Source organism: Chachezhania sediminis (assembly GCF_009765275.1).
GTDB lineage: Bacteria > Pseudomonadota > Alphaproteobacteria > Rhodobacterales > Rhodobacteraceae > Chachezhania > Chachezhania sediminis.
In genome coordinates this window covers 708408-727452 of sequence record NZ_VOPH01000002.1, presented here as the reverse complement: position 1 = coordinate 727452, position 19045 = coordinate 708408, and the positions used below count along the sequence as shown (strand labels likewise).

Genomic DNA, 19045 nt, shown 5'->3' with positions numbered 1-19045 from the left:
GCCGGTCTTGATGGCTTGTTGGTCCGCGGGTCAGCCGCAAAGCAAGAAGGGCCGGTTGTTCCCGACCCTGCAAATGCTCGATATCCTGCGGCTTTTCGCGCCTTGTTGACCGGCGCCTCATAACGCAGGACGGGCGGCTGTGCAACCCGCACGTGCCGCCCGCCCCTTGTCGAGTTTATGGAGGTGTGTGAATGAAACTCTGACTCGGACTATACACCCGCTCATTCGTTTTTTGAAGACACTGCGTTGCGGAATCCGCACATATTCCGCGCCCCAGGGGGCCTCGACGGTCCCGAATCGGGCCAGCAGTACCGTTCCGGCCCATCCTGCGCATCTTCGTGCCGGTCTGCGTCGGTCAGGCTCCGCGGCGGTCCTCGACCAGGGCTACGGCGCGCGCCACCGCATCCTCGATACTCATCTCGGTGGTATCGAGGTGAATCGCATCCGGCGCAGCGGTCATCGGCGCATGGACCCGGTCGCTGTCGCGGGCGTCGCGGATGCGCACGTCCTCCAGTACCGCTTCATAGGTCGTATCGCCGCCCGAGGCCTGCAGTTCCTTGAACCGGCGTGCAGCGCGGGTTTCGGCGCTGGCAGTTACGTAAAGCTTCAACTCCGCCTCGGGGCAGATCACCGTCCCGATGTCGCGCCCGTCCAGCACCGCACCGGCGGCACGCCGGGCAAAGGCGCGCTGATAATCCAGAAGCGCCTGCCGCACCTCGGCGATGACGGCGACCCTCGACGCCGCCTGGGCCACGTCGGCGCCGCGCAGGCCCGGGCGGTCCAGGTCCTTGGGCGTCAGCGCGCGGGCGGCTGCCACCGGCTCCTCTCCGTCCAGAAGCCGGGCACCGACGGCGCGGTAGAGAAGCCCGGTATCCAGATGGGCAAAGCCGAACCTTTCGGCCACCGCCCGGGCGATGGTCCCCTTGCCCGAGGCCGCCGGCCCGTCGATGGCAACCGTGAAAGGCCCGCTCATGCCGGAACGGCGCCCAGTGTCTCGCGGGCGATGTCGCCGCCCAGTTTTTGCATCAGCGGCTCGAAGATCGGGAACGAGGTGGCGATGGGGCTGCCATCGTCGACGCCCACGCCTTCGCGCGCGGCCATCCCAAGTACCAAGAAGGACATGGCGATCCGGTGGTCCAGGTGGCTGACACAGGTCGCGCCGCCCTTGACGCTGCCGGGGCCGTCGCCGTTCACGGTCATCCAGTCGTCGCCCGCATCGACGGCCACGCCGCAGGCGATCAGCCCGTCGACCATGGCCTGGATCCGGTCGCTTTCCTTCACGCGCAGTTCTGCCACGCCCAGAAACCGGGTCGCGCCAGTGGCGAAGGACGCGACCACCGACAGCACGGGGTATTCGTCGATCATGCTGGCCGCCCGGTCTGCCGGCACGTCGATCCCCTTCATGTCGGGCGAGTACCTGGCATGAAGGTCGGCGACAGGTTCGCCCCCCTCTTCGCGCATGTTCTCGAAGGTCAGATCGGCGCCCATCTCCTGCAGGGTATAGAACAGGCCGGCCCGCGTCGGGTTCAGGCCGATGCCGGGGACCAGCACGTCCGACCCCGGCACGATCAGCGCCGCGCAGACCGGGAAGGCCGCGCTGGACGGATCACGGGGCACGACGATGGTCTGCGGTTTCAGTTCGGGCTGGCCGGTCAGGGTGATGACGCGGCCCTCTTCGGTTTCCTCGACCGTCAGGTCGGCGCCGAAGCCCGTCAGCATCCGTTCGGTATGGTCCCGTGTCGCCTCGCGTTCGATCACCACGGTCTTGCCGGGGGCGTTCAGGCCCGCCAGCAGGACGGCCGACTTCACCTGTGCCGACGGCACGGGGACGGTATAGGTCACCGGGATCGGTTCGGCCGCGCCGACGATGGTCATAGGCAGGCGTCCGCCCGCCCGGCCCACGGCCTGCGTCCCGAACAGCGCCAGCGGATCGGTCACCCGCGCCATCGGACGTTTCACCAGGCTGGCGTCGCCGGTGAAGGTCACGGCGATCGGGCAGGTCGCCATCGCGCCCATGATCAGCCGCACGCCGGTTCCGGAATTGCCGCAGTCGATCACCTGCGAGGGTTCGGCGAAACCGCCCGTGCCCACGCCGTGGACCGACCAGCTGCCATCCTCGTGCCTGTAGACCTCGGCCCCGAAAGCGCGCATGGCCTTGGCCGTGTCCAGCACGTCTTCGCCTTCCAGAAGGCCGGTGATCTTCGTCTCGCCCACCGCCATGGCGCCCAGAATCAGGGCCCGGTGCGAAATCGACTTGTCCCCCGGCACATTGGCGGTGCCAGACAGGGGGCCGCGCGGGCGGGACCGCATAGCAATCGGTTGGCCATGGCCGGACATGTGACTTCTCCCCCGAGGTCCAGTTTCAACCCCCGCGCCTACCGAATTCGGCCGCGTCGGTCCAGATCCAATGACCTTTCGGCGCTCAGGCCCGCTCGCCCAGCCACACCTCGGGGTTCACCTCGGCGATGCGGTGGAACAGCTCCTCTCCCAGGGCGTTCCGCAGCCGGATGCAGACCGCGCGTTCCGACAGCGCCTCTTGCCTTGTCATGTAGAAATCGGACCCGAACAGCACCCGGCTGCGCAACCGTTCCGTGCCTTCGTCATCGCCGGTCAGGAAGGTCCGCAGGAAGGGGATGTATTCCTCGAAATCGAACAACGTGTAACTGATGTCGGTCCAGAGGTTCGGATAGTCGCCGCTGCAGATCATCTGGCGGATCATCACCTGCCAGTTCCGCACCCGTTCGTCGTGATAGGGCGACGGCAATTCCGGATTCACGTAGGCCTCCCAGTCGCGCTGCCCGCCGAAATGGGCCAGGCAGACCTTCAGGTCGGGGAACCGCTTCAGCACCGGCAGATAGGTCATCGGATCGGTGTAATGGTCCGCGATCCGGTCGGGCAGGCCATGTTGCTTCACGCCACCGCGGGAACAATGGGTCATGACCGGCAGGCCAAGCTGTTCGGCCCGGGGGTAGACATGTTCCATCAGCACCGGGTCGGTGGGCGAAAAGCCCAGCCGCGGATAGATCTTGATGCCCTTGAAGCCCAGCGAGTCGATGGCGCGCCAAAGCTCCTTTGCCTGCGGGTCCGCGCGCGGATCGATAGTGGCGAAGGGGATCAGGCTGGGGCCGAAGTCCGCGCTGGTCGCCAGCCGGTGCAGGTCGTCATGCTGGTCGGCCAGCGGAACGGACGGCGCACCATAGCCGATCTGCGACAGGTCCATGGGCAGCACGACGAAGCGGGTGTCGGTCGGGTAATGCAGACGCATGTGCTCCAGCACTTCCTGCTGGCTGGAGGAGGCCGTCTCTTCCTGGAATCGTCGCAGGCGGCGAACCTGGACGGCCGCCTCGTCAAAGCCCAGCAGGGACAGGATCCAGGCGATGAAGGTGACCAGGTTGGGGCTGCTCTTCAGCGGCCGCAGGGCCCAGTGGGGGTAGCTGTCCGGCACATGGGCCGAGGTGAAAAGATGCGTATGACAATTGGTGATGCGAATATGCTTCATGGACTGACCCCGATCCCGTTTCAGCCCATGGTAGCGCGCGATCAACCTTTGCGGAAAGTCAGGTAATGCGGACTGCGACCCTCGCGCAGGGCTTTCTGTTCGTACCGGGTCGAAAACCAGTCGGCCCAGGGTTCGCGCCAGTCCTGCGGTTTTTCCGCCAGCCATTCGAAACCGGCCTTCGGGATCTCGATCAGTGCCTGACGGACGTAGTCGGGGATGTCGGTGGCCACGCGGAAGATCGCGCCGGGTTTCAGGACCTTTGCCAAGGGATCCAGGTGTTCCGGCGTGACAAAGCGGCGACGATGGTGGCGTGTCTTGGGCCAGGGGTCCGGGTACAGAAGGAAGGCCCGGTCGATCGATCCTTCGGGCAGCACGTCGAACAGATCGCGCGCGTCGCCCGGATGGACCGCCAGGTTGGTCACGCCGGCCTTGCGGATCTTGCCCAGAAGCATCGCCACACCGTTTATGTAGGGTTCGGCCCCGATGATGCCCACGTCCGGGTTCCCGGCCGCCTGGTGCACCATGTGTTCACCCCCGCCGAAGCCGATTTCAAGCCAGACGGGACGGTCGCCGAACAGCCCCTTCAGGTCCAGGGGCGCGCGGTCGGGATTTTCTTCCCAGCCGACCGGGCCCGGCGACAGTTGCGCCAGGTCTTCGTCAAGATAGGTCTTCTGGCTGGCCTTCAGGGTCTTGCCCTTGTGGCGGCCGTAGAAATTGCGGAAAGGACGGGTCGATGTCATGGGCGCGCGTTTAGCGTGCAACGGGTTCGGGGGCAACGGGGCCACACGACAAGACAACGGGCCCGGAATGAGGTTTGATGCACCTCGACCGACCCGAGGGAGAAAAGAATGAACATCGCCTTGATCCTGTCCACCATCGCGACGCTGCTTTTCTTCGCGGCCATCGTCGCCTCGTGGCGGGCGATCCAGAAATCCCGCACCCCGCAGGGCGCGGTGGGCTGGGTGGTGTTCCTGATGTCGGCCCCCCATGTCGCCTTGCTGAGCTACCTGTTCCTTGGCCACCACCGCTATCGCAACTACCTGGTCTCGCGGCGCGAGACGGGTCGCGTGATCGAAGCGGCCAGCGAATTCGCCCAGCGGTTTCCGCCGGGCCTGTCCCGGGGCGATGTCGACCCCAGGCCGTTCGAGAAGCTGGCAGCACTTGGCGCCACCTCGGGCAACGACATGACGCTGCTGGTGGACGGCGACGAAACCTTTGCCGCCCTGTTCGAGGCCATCAACGGAGCCCAGAACTACATCCTGGCGCAGTTCTACATCATCCACGACGACGACATCGGCAAGGCATTCGCCGAACACCTGATCGCGGCTGCAGACCGCGGTGTGAAGGTCCGGCTGATCTACGATGCCGTCGGCAGCCACTCGCTGCCCGAGGCCTATCTGGAAAACCTGCGCGAGGCCGGGATCACCGTCCCCAGCCGGCGCAGCCTGAACCACCGCAGCGGGCGGCTTCAGATGAATTACCGCAATCACCGCAAGACGTTGATCGTGGACGGGATCCACGGTTTTACCGGCGGGCTGAACGTGGGCGACGAATACCTGGGCCGCGACCCGGCTTTTGGGAACTGGCGGGACACCTTCATCTGGCTTCGGGGGCCCATGGTCTCGCAATTGCAGGTTGCCTATGCCGAGGACTGGCACTGGGCGACCGGCGAGGTGCTGATCAAGCCCCTGCACTGGGACCCGGCCAGGGCCGAGGCCGACATGACCGGGCTGATCCTGCCCGCCGGTCCCGCCGACGACATGGAAACGGGAACGCTGTTCTTCCTGTCGGCCATCGTCGCAGCCAAGGAACGGATCTGGGTATCCTCGCCCTATTTCGTGCCGGACATCGACGTGCTGAGCGCGCTGAAACAGGCCGCCCTTCGGGGCGTCGACGTAAAGATCATGGTCCCCGACATGATCGACCATACCCTGCCCTGGCTGGCCGCCTTCGCCGTCTTCGACGAATGCCGCGCCGCGGGCGTGGAAATCTGGCGCTATCACGACGGGTTCCTGCACCAGAAGGCGGTGCTGGTCGACGACCGTATGGCGGCCGTGGGATCCATGAACATGGACAACCGGTCTTTCCGCCTGAACTTCGAGACGATGGCGGTCCTGTTCGATAAACGCGCCGCGCAGGCGGTCGAAACGATGCTGCTGCGCGACCTTGAACGGGCCGTGCTGCTGGAAAAGACCCTGGACCAGCAGCCGCCCAAGATCCGCTATGGCGCCCCCGTTGCAAGGCTGTTCGCCCCGATCCTGTGAGCCCGATGAAGATTGCCAGTTACAACATCCGCAAGGCCCGCGGCCTGGACCAGAAGCGCGCGCCGGAACGTATCCTTGATGTCGTCTCGAAAATGGGCGCCGACGTGGTCCTTCTGCAGGAGGCCGACCTGCGCCTGGGGCCCCGCCCCACCGCCCTGCCCCGCGAACTGATCGAGCGCGAGACGGATTATCACGTCGCTCCGCTTGCCGAAAACGATGTCAGCATCGGCTGGCACGGCAACGCGGTTCTGGTCCGGAACGGAATCGACATCGGACAGATCCAGCGTTTCGACCTGCCGGGGCTGGAACCCCGGGGCGCCGTGTCGGTCGAGGTGAAGGGCAGGACGCCGGTCCGGGTGGTGGGCGTGCACCTTGGCCTGCTGCGCCCGTCGCGCCGCAAGCAGCTGGAAACGATCCGGACCCTGCTGGAGGACGACAACGCTCCGCGGACGGTCATCGGCGGCGATTTCAACGAATGGTCGGCGCGCCACGCGCATGAACCCCTGGCGCCGTCGTTCAGCCCTGTGCCCCATGTCGCAAGCTTTCCGGCCGCCTACCCGGTGGCGGCGCTGGACCGGCTGGCCCATGGTCCGGGGCTTCAGGTCACGAATTCGGGCGTGGAAAGCGATCCGGTCAGCCGGACCGCTTCCGATCATCTGCCGATCTGGGCGGAATTCGCACTGCGGCGGGACTAGGCGTCCCGCCTGGCCGCATCCGTCAGACGGCCTTCTTCAGGGCCTCGACCAGATCGGTCTTTTCCCACGAGAAGCCACCATCGGCATCGGGCTCGCGCCCGAAATGGCCATAGGCCGCGGTGCGCTGGTAGATCGGCTTGTTCAGCTGCAGGTGCTCGCGGATGCCGCGGGGCGACAGGTCCATGACCTGGCCCAGGGCCTTCTCGATCACCTCTTCCGGAACCTCGCCGGTGCCGTGGGTGTCGACATAGATCGACAGTGGCTTCGACACGCCGATGGCATAGGACAGCTGCACAGTGCAGCGGTCCGCGATGCCCGCGGCCACGACGTTCTTCGCCAGATAGCGCGCTGCATAGGCCGCCGAACGGTCCACCTTCGTGGGATCCTTGCCCGAAAACGCGCCACCGCCATGGGGGGCGGCACCGCCATAGGTGTCGACGATGATCTTGCGGCCGGTCAGGCCCGCGTCACCGTCCGGCCCGCCGATCACGAAGGTGCCGGTCGGGTTGATCCACCATTCGGTCTTTTCCGTGATCCATTCGGTCGGCAGCACTTCACGGATATAGGGTTCGACGATGCCGCGGATCACGTCGGAATCCTGGCTTTCGTCGGCATGCTGCGTCGACAGCACGATCGACGTCACCTCGACCGGCTTGCCGTCTTCGTAGCGCAGCGAGATCTGGCTTTTCGCATCGGGGCGCAGATCGGGTTCCTGGCCCGATTTCCGCACCTCGGCCAGGCGCTTCAGGATCTTGTGGCTGTAGGTGATCGGCGCCGGCATCAGTTCCGGCGTTTCGGTCACGGCGTAGCCGAACATGATGCCCTGGTCGCCCGCGCCTTCGTCCTTGTTCTCGGCCGCGTTCACGCCCTTGGCGATGTGGGCGGACTGTTCATGCAGGAAGTTCAGCACGTGGCAGGTGTTCCAGTGGAACTTCTCCTGCTCGTAGCCGATATCCTTGATACAGTCGCGGGCGATCTGGCCGATGCGGCCCATGTAGTTCTTCAGCTTCTCCTGGTCCGACAGACCGACCTCGCCGCCGATGACCACCATGCCAGTCGTGGCAAAGGTCTCGCACGCGACGCGGGCTTCGGGCTCCTCGGTCAGGAAGGCGTCCAGGACGGCATCGGAAATCCGGTCGCAGACCTTGTCCGGGTGACCCTCGGAAACGGATTCCGAGGTGAAAGTATAGTTCTTGCGGGCCATGAGAAACGCTCCATTAGGTGTATACCCGCCACGCCAGGAAGCCGTTGTGGCGGTCATCAAGCCGCGGTACGCCCCCACGCCCCCCCGGTCAACACTTATGTCCTTCGTTTTCTACCCAAAATCCTCATCATCCACATGAGGACCAGCCCGAGCGCCCCCAGGAAGACCGGCCAGTCGCCGGACCGGGCATAGAGCGTGGGTGGCAATGGCGCAGGCAGCGCGGCGTCGAAAAAGCCCGCCTCGTTCAGGGGGATCTGCGCCAGGATCCGGCCCAGCGGGTCGATCATGGCGGACACGCCGGTATTGGCCGCACGTACCATCGGCAGGCCCTGTTCCACCGCCCGCATCCGCGCCTGCGCCAAGTGCTGATAGGGGCCCGAACGCGACCCGAACCAGGCGTCGTTCGTCACCTGCAACAGCAGGTCCGCCCGGCCCGGCGCGCCGCCCACGTCCTGCGGGAACACCGCCTCGTAACAGATCAGCGGCACCGCCTGGCCCGCAGGCCCCAGGTCGATCAGCGCCGGGCCGGGGCCCGAGGAATAGCCCGATCCCATGTTCTCGGCCAGGCCGCGCAGGCCGATGCGGGACATCAGCCCGCGAAAGGGAAGATATTCGCCAAAGGGGACAAGGTGGTGCTTGTCGTAAAGCTCGGTCACGTCGCCCGCATCGTCCATCACGGCCAGCGTATTGTAGTAGCGCACGCCGTCTTCGGCGAACTGGTCCCGCACGGCGCCGAAGGCCAGCGGCACGCCGGCGGCGGCCCCGGCCATGCGGGCCAGATCGGACTGGGCCCGGTCCAGCAGCGCCAGCAGCGCGGTTTCCGGCCAGACGATCAGGTCCGGGCGCCCCGTCTCTCCTTCGGCTGCGGTAAAGTCGATCTGGCGGTCGAAGAAGATGTCCCGGAACAGCGGATCCCATTTCAGGTCCTGCTGCGCATTGGGCTGGACCACCCGGACGGTCTGCCCGGTCATCGTGACCTCGGGCGCCGTCAGGACGGCCGCGGCGACGGCGGCGGCCCCGGCGCAGGCCGGCAGGGCCATCTTCAGGTCGGGGCGGCGTTGCAACAGGCCCAGCAGGAATACACCCAGCGGCAGGACGGCCGCGAAGGTCGCCAGCGTCAGACCATAGGGGCCGATCCAGGCCAGGAGCAGCGCGGGCGCGCTGTCGACCCAGATCTGCGAGGGGCCCGCCCAGGGGAAGCCGGTCAGGATGTAACCGCGGGCAAGGCCCGTCAGCGTCCAGGTCAGGCACAGCGCCCAGATGCGTGCGTTCAGCGTCCGCCCCATCCGGAAGGCGATCCAGAAGGCGGCCGCCCAGAACAGCGCCATGCCACCCGCCATGAAGAAGATACCAAAGGGCGCCAGCCAGCCGGTCAGCGCGGCATCGACAAAGAACGGCTCGACGATCCAGGACAGGCCGATACCGAACCAGCCGCCCCCCAGGGCCAGGCCGAACAGCGCCGCCTGCCCCGCCGTGCGGCAGCGGTCGAACGCAAAAGCCACGCCCAGAAGCATGATGACGGTCGCCGGCCACAGGTAGAGCGGCGCCAGCCCCAGGGCACCCAGGGCGCCAAGGATCAACCCGCCCGCCAGAAGCGCAAGGCGGCGCCGGCCGTGCCGGAGCTTGGGTCCGTCAGTCATGGCTGGGGATCATCGTGAACAGCGGCCTTCAGGCGGTCTCTTCCTTCAACCGGACCCGCAGGCGCTTGATGCGGCGGGGATCGGCATCGATCACCTCGAATTCGGGGCCGTCGGGATGGGGGATCACCTCGCCGCGCGTCGGCACCCGTCCGGACAACATGAAGACCAGTCCGCCCAGGGTGTCGACCTCTTCCTCAGCCACGTCCTCGTGATCGGTCAGCGACCGGCCGATGGCGGCTTCGAATTCGTCCAGCGGCGTCTTGGCCAGCGCAACATAGACGCCGGGCTTTTCCTTGCGCCAGGTCTGGCTTTCGTCGGTGTCGTGCTCGTCCTCGATCTCGCCGATGACCTGTTCGATCAGGTCCTCGATCGTGACCAGGCCTTCGACCCCGCCATATTCGTCGATCACCAGCGCCATGTGGCGCCGCTGGGTCTGCATCTTGGTCAGCAGCACACCGATGGGCATGGACGGCGGCACGAACAGCAGCGGCCGCAGCATCGCGTGCAGGTCGAAATCCGACCCGTTGCCATTGAACCCGTAGCTGAGCGCAAAGTCCTTGAGGTGCGCGAAGCCCAGCGGCGTGTCCAGCGTGCCGTCATAGATCGGGATCCGGCTATAGCCGCTTTCCCGGAAGGTATGGACCAGGTCCTCGCGGCTGGAAGTGATCGGCAGGGCCACGATGTCGGCGGTCGGGATCGCAACGTCCTCGACCCGCATCCTGCGCAGGTTGATCATACCGTGCCGCGGGGGCTGTGCCGCCGGGCTGCCATTGGTGGAACCGGACTGTGCCGCATCGGGGCGCAGCTTGCCCAGAAGCCGCTTCCACACGCCCGTGCCGGGGGCCGATGCCGGCAGCGGCGTCACCGCGGCGGGCGCGGGCGGCTGGACCGGCTGCGTAGCCGCCTGGACCATCGGCATCACGCCCGGCCGCAGGGGCTGGACCGTCGCCGGGGGCGACTGCATCGTTGAAGGTGCGACCGCCCGGGGCCGCGTGGCCTCTGTCGGTCTTAAAGATGTGGCCCCGGTGGGGGCCTTCGCCTGCGCGCCCTGCGCCGCGCCAGAACTACCGTCGTTATCGCCCATTTTTCCTGTCCGGCATGTCGGGGCGCGTGCCCCTTCACCGTCAAATCAATTCATCAGTCCGCATATGGGTTCGCGATACCCAATTTCCAAAGTATTTCAACCTCTATGGCCTCCATCAAGTCGCCATCTGCATCTTGGACGTGATCGTAACCCAGAAGATGCAACATCGCATGAACGACCAGATGCGTCGCATGGTCCTTGATCGGCTTGCCGGCCTCCAGCGCTTCCCGTTCGCACGTCTCCCAGGCGATCGCGATATCGCCCAGGGCATATTGCCCGTCATGGTCCGGCGAGGGCGAGTATGGTTTTCCGCCAGGCTGGTCCGCGCCCAGTTCCTCTTCCGGCCAGCTCAGCACGTTGGTGGGCTGCGGCTTGTCGCGGAAATCGCCGTTCAGTTCGGCGATGCGCGCATCGTCACAACCCAGCACCGCCACTTCGACCAGGTCCGGGTCCAGCCCCGCCCAGATGCAGACGGCGGCCGCCGCCGCCTCGGCTATGGCCTCCAGGTCGCAGGCTTCCCAGCGCGGATCTTCAAGCTGGACGTCGGCGACCATTCACGCGTCGGCTTCGTAGGCCTCGATGATCGCGGCGACCAGCGGGTGCCGGACCACGTCCTTCGAGGTGAAATAGTTGAACGAGATCCGCGGGATCGCCTTCAGCAACCGTTCCGCATCCGCAAGGCCCGATGCCACGCCCCGCGGCAGGTCGACCTGGCTGCGGTCGCCGGTGATCACCATGCGGCTGCCTTCGCCCAGGCGGGTCAGAAACATCTTCATCTGCATGGTGGTGGCATTCTGCGCCTCGTCCAGCACGACGAAGGCATTGGACAGCGTCCGCCCCCGCATGAAGGCCAGCGGCGCGATCTCGATCTGCTTTTCCTCCATCATCTTCTGAAGCTGCTTGCCCGGCAGGAAATCGTTCAGCGCATCGTAAAGCGGCTGCATGTAGGGATCGACCTTGTCCTTCATGTCGCCGGGCAGGAAGCCCAGGCGCTCGCCCGCCTCGACGGCGGGGCGGGACAGGATGATCTTGTCGACCTGGCCGGTCACGAACATCGACACGCCCACGGCCACCGCCAGATAGGTCTTGCCGGTGCCCGCCGGGCCGATGCCGAAGGCCAGTTCATTGTCGAACAGCGCACGGACATAGGCCTTCTGCGCCTCGGTCCGGGGCTCGACGATCTTCTTTCGGGTTCGGATTTCCACGTGGTCGCCGTTGAACATCTCCAGCTGGTCGTCCGCGTCCTGATCCGGATCGAAGGGTGCTGGGCGGCCCATCCGGAACTCGCGGTCCAGATCCCCCGGTTCCAGCGGGCGGCCGGCTTCCAGCCGCGCGTAAAGCGCGTTCAGGATCTCGGCCGCACGGGTCTGGGCCGCAGGCTCTCCGATCACGGCGATGACGTTGCCGCGTCGGACCAGCTGGACGGACAATGCGCTTTCGATCGCGACCAGGTTCCGGTCGTGCTCGCCACACAGGTCTATCAGCAGACGATTGTCGGGGAATTCGATCTGCACGTCAGGACGCGCAATCTCGTTAGGCGGTGGGGTAAGGGCACGAATGGCCAATCCGCTCTCCTCGCTCGGGTCTATGGGACGAGCGTGCCAGTTTCAGGGGCCATCGCGCAAGCACGGAACCGCACATTTCACGAAGTTGAAACACTACAGGCAGTGTATTGCCCGTTCCTTGGACGCCATATGGGCCAACCGGCACCCTTTACAGGATGTCGGAAACCCAGCTGTCGCCCTTGTAGGGACCGGTGGCCACTCCCGGCGGGGCGATTCCCGAACAGACCGGCTTGCCTTCCGGCGACAGCCGCTGCGACAGGTAGCCTTCGAAGCCGTCGTCGATGATCCAGTGGTCGCACCCGGTGGGGTCGACCCAGATCCCCGCTTCCAGCTGGCTGAGGTCCTTGCGGTCCAGGCCGTGGTCGACTGTCTTGTTCACCGTGGCCGTGTCGCAGGCAGCAAGACCTGCCGCCGCACCAAGAAGAAGAAGGGCCGTAACTTTACGCATCTGTCTTCTCCTCAGTTCACACAAACGATGTCGACACGCCGGTTCTGCGCCCGGCCGGTTTCGCTGGCATTCGACGCCCGCGGCTGAAGCTCACCGTACCCCTTGACCGAGATGATCTTGGCCCCGACCGCCTGGCCGACGGCAGCCACGGCGGCTGCGCGTTCGGTCGACAGCTTGCGGTTCGCCTGGGATGCGCCGGCGCTGTCGGTGTGGCCACTGACGATGAAGCCCTCGGCCTTCTGGTTGCGGAAGAACTTGGCCAGGCGTTGCCGCCCTGCCGCGGAAATCGTGGCACTGCCATCGGCGAAGAACTGGTCCGCCGCCAGCGTGCCGCAGGCCTTGATCCGCCGGCAGACCGGCGTTCCGTCGCGGCGCACATGCGGCGTCATGAAACCTTCGGCGCCGTCGTCCATCACCCAGTGTTCGCATCCGTCGGGATCGACCCAGATGGTGGGTTCGTAGATTTCGCCCACACCCTTGACCGCCTTGTTACCCTGAGCTGACGCCATGCCCGCAAACCCGGCCGTCATGGCGCCGCAAAGCGCCATCACCGCCACGATCATTCTTGCCAGTCTGATCACCGTTACATTCCCCACATTTCACCACAGCCGCCCGCGCCGGATCCCATGCCGGGACGCCCGCAGACCGCGAAGGCCATTGCTACATCATCCATATGAAAGGAACTGTCCAAAAAGAAGATTAAAAAACGTCAAATCGTCACCCGACAGTCATCAGATCCATGATTTTCGGGCTCTTGTCGCAAACGGGCCGCAAGAAACCTTCGATTTTGACCCCAAGAAAGGCCCCAAAGCCGACTCGCCTTCATTTTACCCCGATCAGGTCCCGGAAAGCTTGCCGAAAAGCGAATTGGCCCCGGACTTCACGATCTCGACCGTCCGGATCTGGCCGGTCTGGGGCCCCGCTTCGTCGACATGGACGGCATGAAGGTACTCGGACTTGCCGACCATCTGCCCATCCTTGCGGCCGGGCTTTTCGAACAGGACCTTGACGGTGCGGCCGACCATCGCGTCCTGCACCTCGTGCTGCTGGCGGTGGATCAAGGCCTGCAGGCGCTGCAGGCGGTCGTCTGCCTCGGCCGGATCGACCTGGGGGCGTTCCGCCGCCGGCGTGCCGGGGCGGGTCGAGTACTTGAAGGTATAGGCATAGCCATAGCCCACCGCCTGAACCAGGTCGAGCGTGGCCTGGAAATCGGCCTCGGTCTCTTCCGGGAATCCCACGATGAAATCGCCGGACATCAGGATGTCGGGCCGCGCGGCGCGGATCCGTTCGATCAGGCGCAGATAGGATTCGGCGGTATGGCTGCGGTTCATCCGCTTCAGGATCCGGTCGGACCCGGACTGAACCGGCAGGTGCAGGTAGGGCATCAGCTTCGGCTCGTCGCCATGGGCGGCGATCAGGTCGTCTTCCATGTCGTTGGGGTGCGAAGTCGTGTAGCGAATCCGCTCCAGCCCGTCGACGCGGGCCAGTTCCCGCACCAGCCTGGCCAGCGACCAGTCGCCGTCGGGGCCGGCACCGTGATAGGCGTTCACGTTCTGGCCCAGCAGCGTGATTTCCCGTACGCCGCGGTCGACCAGGTCGCGGGCCTCTGTCAGGACGCGGTCGGCGGGGCGGCTGACCTCGGCCCCGCGGGTATAGGGCACGACGCAGAAGGCGCAGAACTTGTCGCAACCTTCCTGCACCGTCAGGAAGGCAGTCGGGCCGCGGGCCGCCTTGGGGCGGGCGGACAGGTGCTCGAACTTGTCCTCGGCCGGGAAGTCCGTGTCGAGCGCGCGGGCGCCACTGTCGACCTTGGCGACCATTTCCGGCAGGCGGTGATAGCTTTGCGGCCCCACGACCAGATCGACCAGCGGCTGGCGGCGCACGATCTCCTCGCCCTCGGCCTGGGCGACGCAGCCGGCAACGCCGATCTTCAGATCGGGCTTGTCGGCCTTGAGCCCCCGGAACCGGCCCAGTTCGGAATAGACCTTTTCCGCGGCCTTTTCCCGGATATGGCAGGTGTTCAGCAGGATCATGTCGGCATCTTCGGCCGAATCCGTCGGCCGATAGCCCGCCTTCTCCATCGCCTCGGACATGCGCTCGCTGTCGTAGACGTTCATCTGGCAGCCATAGGTCTTGATGAAGAGTTTCTTGTGCGCCGTCATGGATCGGTCCGGTCGAGGGATGGGAGGTCTTGGCCGACATGCCCTGGAATGGACGGGGCGGTCGGCTTGCATTGGGGCCGCAGTTAGCGGAATTTGCTGGAAAAGGCCAGACACTGGCCATAGGCAGGACCGGCCCCGCGCGTGGATGCGGGCCGGGGCGTTGAAATGGTGAGGCCGTGGCCCGGGTATGAAGTACGCATCGCTTGACGATTTCCTGCGCCGGGGCGTGGCGGTCCTGGCCCGCGGGCCGGTGGCGCTGATCTTCGTCGAAGACGACGTCGAGGTCGTGACGACCCTGGCCCATCACCTGGGATCGGGCTTCCGGTCGGTCCTGGCCTTCATGCCCGACAGCTTCACCCTGCCCCCGGATATCGAGGAGAAAGTCCACCGCATCCCCTACGAGGTGCCGCGGCCCGAAACGGTGTTCGAGACGATCAACCGCCTGATCCCGGCCGCGCACGGCACCTGGTTCTATTACTGCTACAACGCCGAATACCTGTTCTATCCGTTCTGCGAGTCGCGGACGGTGGGCGAGATGCTGACCTTCCACACGGAAGAACGCCGCGACGCGATGCTGACCTATGTCGTCGACCTTTACGCCGGGGACCTGCACCGCTTTCCCGAAGCCGTGTCGCTGGAACATGCGCTGCTGGACCGGTCGGGCTATTACGCGCAGGCACGCAAGGACACCGTCAGCGGCGACGCGAAGGACCGGCAGCTGGACTTCTATGGCGGCCTGCGCTGGCGGTTCGAGGAGCACATTCCGCCCCGCAGCCGCAAGATCGACCGGATCGCGCTGTTCAAGGCGAAGGAGGGCCTGCAGATCCGGCCCGACCACACCTTCAACATCGAGGAATACAACACCTATTCCTGCCCCTGGCACCACAATCTGACGGCCGCGATATGTTCGTTCCGGACGGCCAAGGCGCTGAAGCGCAACCCGGGCTCGACCTATGATATCGAGACCTTCCGCTGGCTGAACTCGATCCCCTTCGAGTGGAATTCCAGGCAGCTGCTGGACATGGGGCTGATGGAGCCCGGGCAGTGGTTCTGAGCGCCCGCCGGCAAGAGCCCGGCCGCGGGCCCTGCGGCCGGCCGGCCGGGGACGCTGTCCCCGGACCCCTGGAGTATTTTAGAAGAGAAGAAGGCAGAGGGTCGGTCCCGGCCCCCCGGTGCGGCGCGCACGGCACCGCGCCCGAGGCGGTTCGGCGGAGCCCGTAAGGGGGTCGCTGGCAAGGGCGGCACTGGCCGGCCGGCCAGCGGTGGCCCGTCGGGGACGCGATCACTCCGCCGGTTCGGCCGGCTCGGCGCCTGCGGGCGAGAGCTTCAGGTCGGGCGCTTCGGGGGCAATATCCTCGAAGTCGAAATTGTCGAGACGCTGGGCACGGCGGCCAGCCTTGTCGGCCGATATCTTGATTTCCGAGATGTCCCTGGACGCCTGATGAAAGTGACGATCCAGGTTTTCGACCCGGTCGCCCAGCCGTTCCACGTCCTTGTGCAACAGCCCCAGTTCGCGGCGGATGGCGCCGGCCTGTTCGCGCATGCGGGCGTCCTTCAGGATCGCGCGCATCGTGTTCAGCGTGGCCATGCAGGTGGTGGGCGAGACGATCCAGACCCGCGCCGCGAATCCTTCGCGCACCACTTCGGGAAAATTGGCGTGAAGCTCGGCATAGACCGCTTCGGACGGGAGGAACATCAGGGCGCCGTCGGCGGTTTCCCCGTCGAGGATATATTTCTCCGAGATCGCCTTTATATGGGCGCGCACCGCCGCGCGAAAACCCTGAGCAGCGGCCTTCGCTTCGGCCGGGCCATGGGCGGCGCGGATCGCCTCGTAGGCTTCCAGCGGGAACTTCGAATCGATCGCGATGGGACCCGGCGGGTTCGGCAGGTGGATCAGGCAGTCGGCCCGCCTGCCGTTCGACAGCGTCGCCTGAAGGGTATAGCTGCCCGCCGGCAGCGCCTTCGAGACGATGTCGTTCAGCTGGATTTCCCCGAAAGCGCCACGGGTCTGCTTGTTCGACAGGATGTCCTGGAGGCCGAGGACGTCGCCCGAAAGCTTGGTGATATTGTCCTGTGCCTTGTCGATGACCGCCAGCCGTTCCTGCAGCCGGGTCAGCGAGGTGACCGTCTGCTTCGACGCGCCGGAGAGCGAGGCGTTCATCTTCTCGTGCATCTCGGTCAGGGCACGGGACGAGCGCATGGCATTGTCGGCCAGCCGGTCGGCCATGTTCTGCTGCACCCCCGCCAGACGGTCCGACATCTGCTGCTGGACATGGCTCAGCCGCGCCTCGACCGTCTGGATCAGTTGTACCTGGGCATTGGCCTGCGTGTCGGAGACCTGCTGAAGACCGCCGCGCAGCTGTTCCTGCCCCTGCCCCAGCGCGCGAAGCGTTTCGCCCATCATCGCCATCTGCCGCGCCAGGGGCGCCGCCATCCGTGCCGACCGGGCCGAGGCCCGGATGGTCAGCACCAGAAGCAGAAGGACCAGCACGACCAGCCCTGCCCCGCCCAGGATCAGCTGGCCTTCCGGCTGGGCCGGGTCGATGACATATTCGCCGATCTGAATCATGCGCGGCCGAAAAGCCTTTCGATGTCCGACAGCTTCAGTTCGACATAGGTCGGGCGGCCGTGGTTGCACTGGCCGGAATGAGGCGTGGCCTCCATCTCGCGCAAAAGGGCGTTCATCTCTTCCGCGCCCATACGGCGGCCGGCACGGACGGAACCGTGGCAGGCCATGCGGCTCAGCACCGCCTCGATCCGGGCCTGAAGGGTCAGGGATCCGTCCTGGTCGGCCAGTTCGTCGACGATGTCGCGCAGAAGCGCATCGGCATTCACGGGACCGAGGATCGCGGGCGTCTCGCGCACGGCGATCGACGTTCCGCCGAAGGGTTCGATGCCCAGACCCATGCGGTGAAGGTCTTCGGCAACCTCCAGAAGGCGGGAGCAGTCGGCAGCGGGCAGGTCGACGATGTCCGGGATCAGCAGGGCCTGGGCAGCCACGCCCTTTTCCGCCATCTGGGCCTTCAGCCGTTCATAGACCAGACGTTCGTGCGCCGCGTGCTGATCGACGATGACCATGCCGTCGGCGGTCTGGGCGATGATGTAGGTTTCGTGCACCTGGCCGCGAGCGGCGCCCAGCGGCAGCTGTTCGCGAGGGGCTTCGCGTTCCGGGTCCTCGGGTACGACGACCCGGCCGCTATAGGCTTCGGCCATGCCGTCGAAACCGGGGGCCGGCGCCTGCATCTGGTAGGACATGCGCCGCGCGGATTCGGACGGACGGTCCATCTGGTAGATGCGGGCCGTAGGCTGGGGTGCCTGGCCAACGGGTTCATGGCCAAAGGATTCGTGGCGCGCTTCGGGCCGCATCGCGCCCAGCGTGGCGCCAGCGACGGTGGTCGAGGCGCGGTGCCCGGCCTGCGCCAGGGCATGGCGCAGGCCCGAGACGATCAGCCCGCGAGCCAGGCCGGGATCGCGGAACCGCACCTCGGTCTTTGCCGGGTGGACGTTCACGTCGACCAGTTCCGGATCGCAGTCGATGAAGAGCGCCGCCGCCGGGTGCCTGTCGCGGGAAAGGTAATCGAAATAGGCCGCACGCAGGGCGCCGGTCAGCATCTTGTCCCGGACCGGACGGCCGTTGACGAAAAGGTACTGCGCCACGGCGGCGCCGCGCGAATAGGTGGGAAGCGCGGCCAGCCCGGTCAGGTGCAGGCCTTCGCGCAGCGCGTCGATGGGCAGGGCGTTTTCCACGAAGGCGCGGCCCATCACGGTGCCAAGGCGGGACGACAGCGCCTCGAACAGGTCCCCCTGTTCGGCATCCGCGCGGAAGAGTTCGCGCGCATCCCCGCCGGATACGTCGCGCAGGACGAAACCCACGGCCGGTTCGGCCATCGCCAGGCGCTTCACGACATCGGTCACCGCCTGCGCCTCGGCCCGGTCCGACCGCAGGAACTTCAGGCGCGCGGGCGTGGCGTAGAAGATCTCTCGCAGTTCGACCGTGGTGCCGGGATTGTGGGCCGCCGGCCGGACATCGCCCATGCGGCCGCCGGTGACGGACAGGGCATGCGCCGGTTCCCCCGCGACGCGGCTGGTGATGGTCAGGCGACCGACGGCGGCGAGCGACGGCAGCGCCTCGCCCCGGAAGCCGAAGGTGTGGATGTTCAGAAGGTCCGACCCGTCGATCTTGGACGTGGCATGGCGCGAAAGCGCCAGCGGCAGTTCCGCTGCAGGAATGCCGCAGCCATCGTCCATCACCCGGATCAGCGTCTTGCCGGCATCGGCGATGTCCACTGTCACCCGGTGCGCACCCGCGTCGATGGCATTTTCCACCAGTTCCTTCACGGCTGACGCCGGGCGTTCCACGACCTCGCCCGCGGCGATGCGGTTGATTGCGGCATCGTCCAGCTGACGGATCACGGATCGTGCAGGCAGGTCGCCGATATTGGGGTCTGGCTGAGACATGCCCCAAGACCTAGCACCGCTGCCGC

Annotated in this window: 17 protein-coding genes and 1 riboswitch; of the genes, 3 read left to right on the top strand and 14 right to left on the bottom strand. The window is 66.1% G+C overall.

Going from position 1 to position 19045, the window contains the following annotated elements; all coding sequences use genetic code 11:
* Positions 1-355 precede the first annotated feature (355 nt).
* The 4 genes from FQK05_RS08380 to trmB all read right to left on the bottom strand — a co-directional run bounded on the left by FQK05_RS08380 (position 356) and on the right by trmB (position 4239).
* Positions 356-973, bottom strand: a complete 618-nt coding sequence (locus FQK05_RS08380) for a (d)CMP kinase (protein WP_158965604.1) — start codon at positions 971-973, stop codon at positions 356-358.
* Positions 970-2337, bottom strand: a complete 1368-nt coding sequence (gene aroA, locus FQK05_RS08375) for a 3-phosphoshikimate 1-carboxyvinyltransferase (protein WP_158965602.1) — start codon at positions 2335-2337, stop codon at positions 970-972. Before aroA ends, FQK05_RS08380 begins: the two co-directional genes overlap by 4 nt.
* An 85-nt stretch (positions 2338-2422) precedes the next feature.
* Positions 2423-3499, bottom strand: a complete 1077-nt coding sequence (locus FQK05_RS08370; RefSeq protein ID WP_158965600.1) for an amidohydrolase family protein — start codon at positions 3497-3499, stop codon at positions 2423-2425.
* Positions 3500-3540: 41 nt separating this feature from the next.
* A complete protein-coding gene (gene trmB / locus FQK05_RS08365) occupies positions 3541-4239 on the bottom strand; it encodes a tRNA (guanine(46)-N(7))-methyltransferase TrmB (protein ID WP_158965598.1) in 699 nt (232 codons plus the stop codon).
* Between the two features lie 108 nt (positions 4240-4347).
* On the opposite strand from trmB, the gene cls reads away from it, so the two are divergent.
* Positions 4348-5763 (top strand): cardiolipin synthase, encoded by a 1416-nt coding sequence (gene cls / locus FQK05_RS08360; protein ID WP_158965597.1) that lies wholly within the window; start codon positions 4348-4350, stop codon positions 5761-5763.
* Positions 5764-5768: 5 nt separating this feature from the next.
* Entirely contained in the window at positions 5769-6458 is a 690-nt protein-coding gene (locus tag FQK05_RS08355; protein WP_158965596.1) for an endonuclease/exonuclease/phosphatase family protein, read from the top strand.
* Positions 6459-6480: 22 nt separating this feature from the next.
* On the opposite strand, the gene metK is transcribed toward FQK05_RS08355, so the two are convergent.
* The 8 genes from metK to miaB form a co-directional block, all read right to left on the bottom strand.
* Positions 6481-7662 carry a methionine adenosyltransferase gene (metK, locus tag FQK05_RS08350; RefSeq protein WP_158965594.1) on the bottom strand — a complete coding sequence of 394 codons (1182 nt, stop codon included), beginning with the start codon at positions 7660-7662 and terminating at the stop codon, positions 6481-6483.
* A 6-nt stretch (positions 7663-7668) separates the two neighbouring features.
* Positions 7669-7718, bottom strand: a riboswitch (SAM-SAH riboswitch).
* 39 nt (positions 7719-7757) lie between these two features.
* Complete coding sequence (lnt, locus tag FQK05_RS08345) at positions 7758-9302, bottom strand: apolipoprotein N-acyltransferase (RefSeq protein WP_158965592.1); 1545 nt, start codon at positions 9300-9302, stop codon at positions 7758-7760.
* 28 nt (positions 9303-9330) lie between these two features.
* Positions 9331-10266, bottom strand: a complete 936-nt coding sequence (locus FQK05_RS08340) for a hemolysin family protein (RefSeq protein WP_233270420.1) — start codon at positions 10264-10266, stop codon at positions 9331-9333.
* A gap of 173 nt (positions 10267-10439) precedes the next feature.
* A complete protein-coding gene (ybeY, locus tag FQK05_RS08335) occupies positions 10440-10940 on the bottom strand; it encodes an rRNA maturation RNase YbeY (RefSeq protein WP_158965590.1) in 501 nt (166 codons plus the stop codon).
* A complete protein-coding gene (locus FQK05_RS08330; RefSeq protein ID WP_158965588.1) occupies positions 10941-11951 on the bottom strand; it encodes a PhoH family protein in 1011 nt (336 codons plus the stop codon). It lies immediately after the preceding gene.
* 148 nt (positions 11952-12099) lie between these two features.
* Complete coding sequence (locus FQK05_RS08325; RefSeq protein WP_158965586.1) at positions 12100-12399, bottom strand: hypothetical protein; 300 nt, start codon at positions 12397-12399, stop codon at positions 12100-12102.
* Between the two features lie 11 nt (positions 12400-12410).
* Positions 12411-12980: an OmpA family protein gene (locus FQK05_RS08320; RefSeq protein WP_233270419.1), complete on the bottom strand. Its 570-nt coding sequence runs from the start codon at positions 12978-12980 to the stop codon at positions 12411-12413.
* A gap of 255 nt (positions 12981-13235) precedes the next feature.
* Positions 13236-14561 carry a tRNA (N6-isopentenyl adenosine(37)-C2)-methylthiotransferase MiaB gene (miaB, locus tag FQK05_RS08315; RefSeq protein ID WP_158965584.1) on the bottom strand — a complete coding sequence of 442 codons (1326 nt, stop codon included), beginning with the start codon at positions 14559-14561 and terminating at the stop codon, positions 13236-13238.
* Between the two features lie 187 nt (positions 14562-14748).
* Here miaB and FQK05_RS08310 point away from each other — a divergent pair, with 187 nt between their 5' ends.
* A complete protein-coding gene (locus tag FQK05_RS08310; protein WP_158965582.1) occupies positions 14749-15615 on the top strand; it encodes a hypothetical protein in 867 nt (288 codons plus the stop codon).
* A gap of 228 nt (positions 15616-15843) precedes the next feature.
* Here FQK05_RS08310 and FQK05_RS08305 read toward each other — a convergent pair whose 3' ends face one another.
* Together FQK05_RS08305 and mutL are read right to left on the bottom strand one after the other, a co-directional pair.
* Positions 15844-17130: a DNA recombination protein RmuC gene (locus FQK05_RS08305; RefSeq protein ID WP_158965580.1), complete on the bottom strand. Its 1287-nt coding sequence runs from the start codon at positions 17128-17130 to the stop codon at positions 15844-15846.
* Positions 17127-19019, bottom strand: a complete 1893-nt coding sequence (mutL, locus tag FQK05_RS08300; RefSeq protein ID WP_158965578.1) for a DNA mismatch repair endonuclease MutL — start codon at positions 19017-19019, stop codon at positions 17127-17129. Before mutL ends, FQK05_RS08305 begins: the two co-directional genes overlap by 4 nt.
* Positions 19020-19045 lie beyond the last annotated feature (26 nt).

Excerpts from the sequence above, each read along its gene's own strand:
- FQK05_RS08380 (WP_158965604.1), bottom strand. The coding sequence starts at position 973 with ATGAGCGGGCCTTTCACGGTTGCCATCGACGGGCCGGCGGCCTCGGGC.
- aroA (WP_158965602.1), bottom strand. The coding sequence starts at position 2,337 with ATGTCCGGCCATGGCCAACCGATTGCTATGCGGTCCCGCCCGCGCGGC.
- FQK05_RS08370 (WP_158965600.1), bottom strand. The coding sequence starts at position 3,499 with ATGAAGCATATTCGCATCACCAATTGTCATACGCATCTTTTCACCTCG.
- trmB (WP_158965598.1), bottom strand. The coding sequence starts at position 4,239 with ATGACATCGACCCGTCCTTTCCGCAATTTCTACGGCCGCCACAAGGGC.
- cls (WP_158965597.1), top strand. The coding sequence starts at position 4,348 with ATGAACATCGCCTTGATCCTGTCCACCATCGCGACGCTGCTTTTCTTC.
- FQK05_RS08355 (WP_158965596.1), top strand. The coding sequence starts at position 5,769 with ATGAAGATTGCCAGTTACAACATCCGCAAGGCCCGCGGCCTGGACCAG.
- metK (WP_158965594.1), bottom strand. The coding sequence starts at position 7,662 with ATGGCCCGCAAGAACTATACTTTCACCTCGGAATCCGTTTCCGAGGGT.
- lnt (WP_158965592.1), bottom strand. The coding sequence starts at position 9,302 with ATGACTGACGGACCCAAGCTCCGGCACGGCCGGCGCCGCCTTGCGCTT.
- FQK05_RS08340 (WP_233270420.1), bottom strand. The coding sequence starts at position 10,266 with ATGCAGTCGCCCCCGGCGACGGTCCAGCCCCTGCGGCCGGGCGTGATG.
- ybeY (WP_158965590.1), bottom strand. The coding sequence starts at position 10,940 with ATGGTCGCCGACGTCCAGCTTGAAGATCCGCGCTGGGAAGCCTGCGAC.
- FQK05_RS08325 (WP_158965586.1), bottom strand. The coding sequence starts at position 12,399 with ATGCGTAAAGTTACGGCCCTTCTTCTTCTTGGTGCGGCGGCAGGTCTT.
- miaB (WP_158965584.1), bottom strand. The coding sequence starts at position 14,561 with ATGACGGCGCACAAGAAACTCTTCATCAAGACCTATGGCTGCCAGATG.
- FQK05_RS08310 (WP_158965582.1), top strand. The coding sequence starts at position 14,749 with ATGAAGTACGCATCGCTTGACGATTTCCTGCGCCGGGGCGTGGCGGTC.
- FQK05_RS08305 (WP_158965580.1), bottom strand. The coding sequence starts at position 17,130 with ATGATTCAGATCGGCGAATATGTCATCGACCCGGCCCAGCCGGAAGGC.
- mutL (WP_158965578.1), bottom strand. The coding sequence starts at position 19,019 with ATGTCTCAGCCAGACCCCAATATCGGCGACCTGCCTGCACGATCCGTG.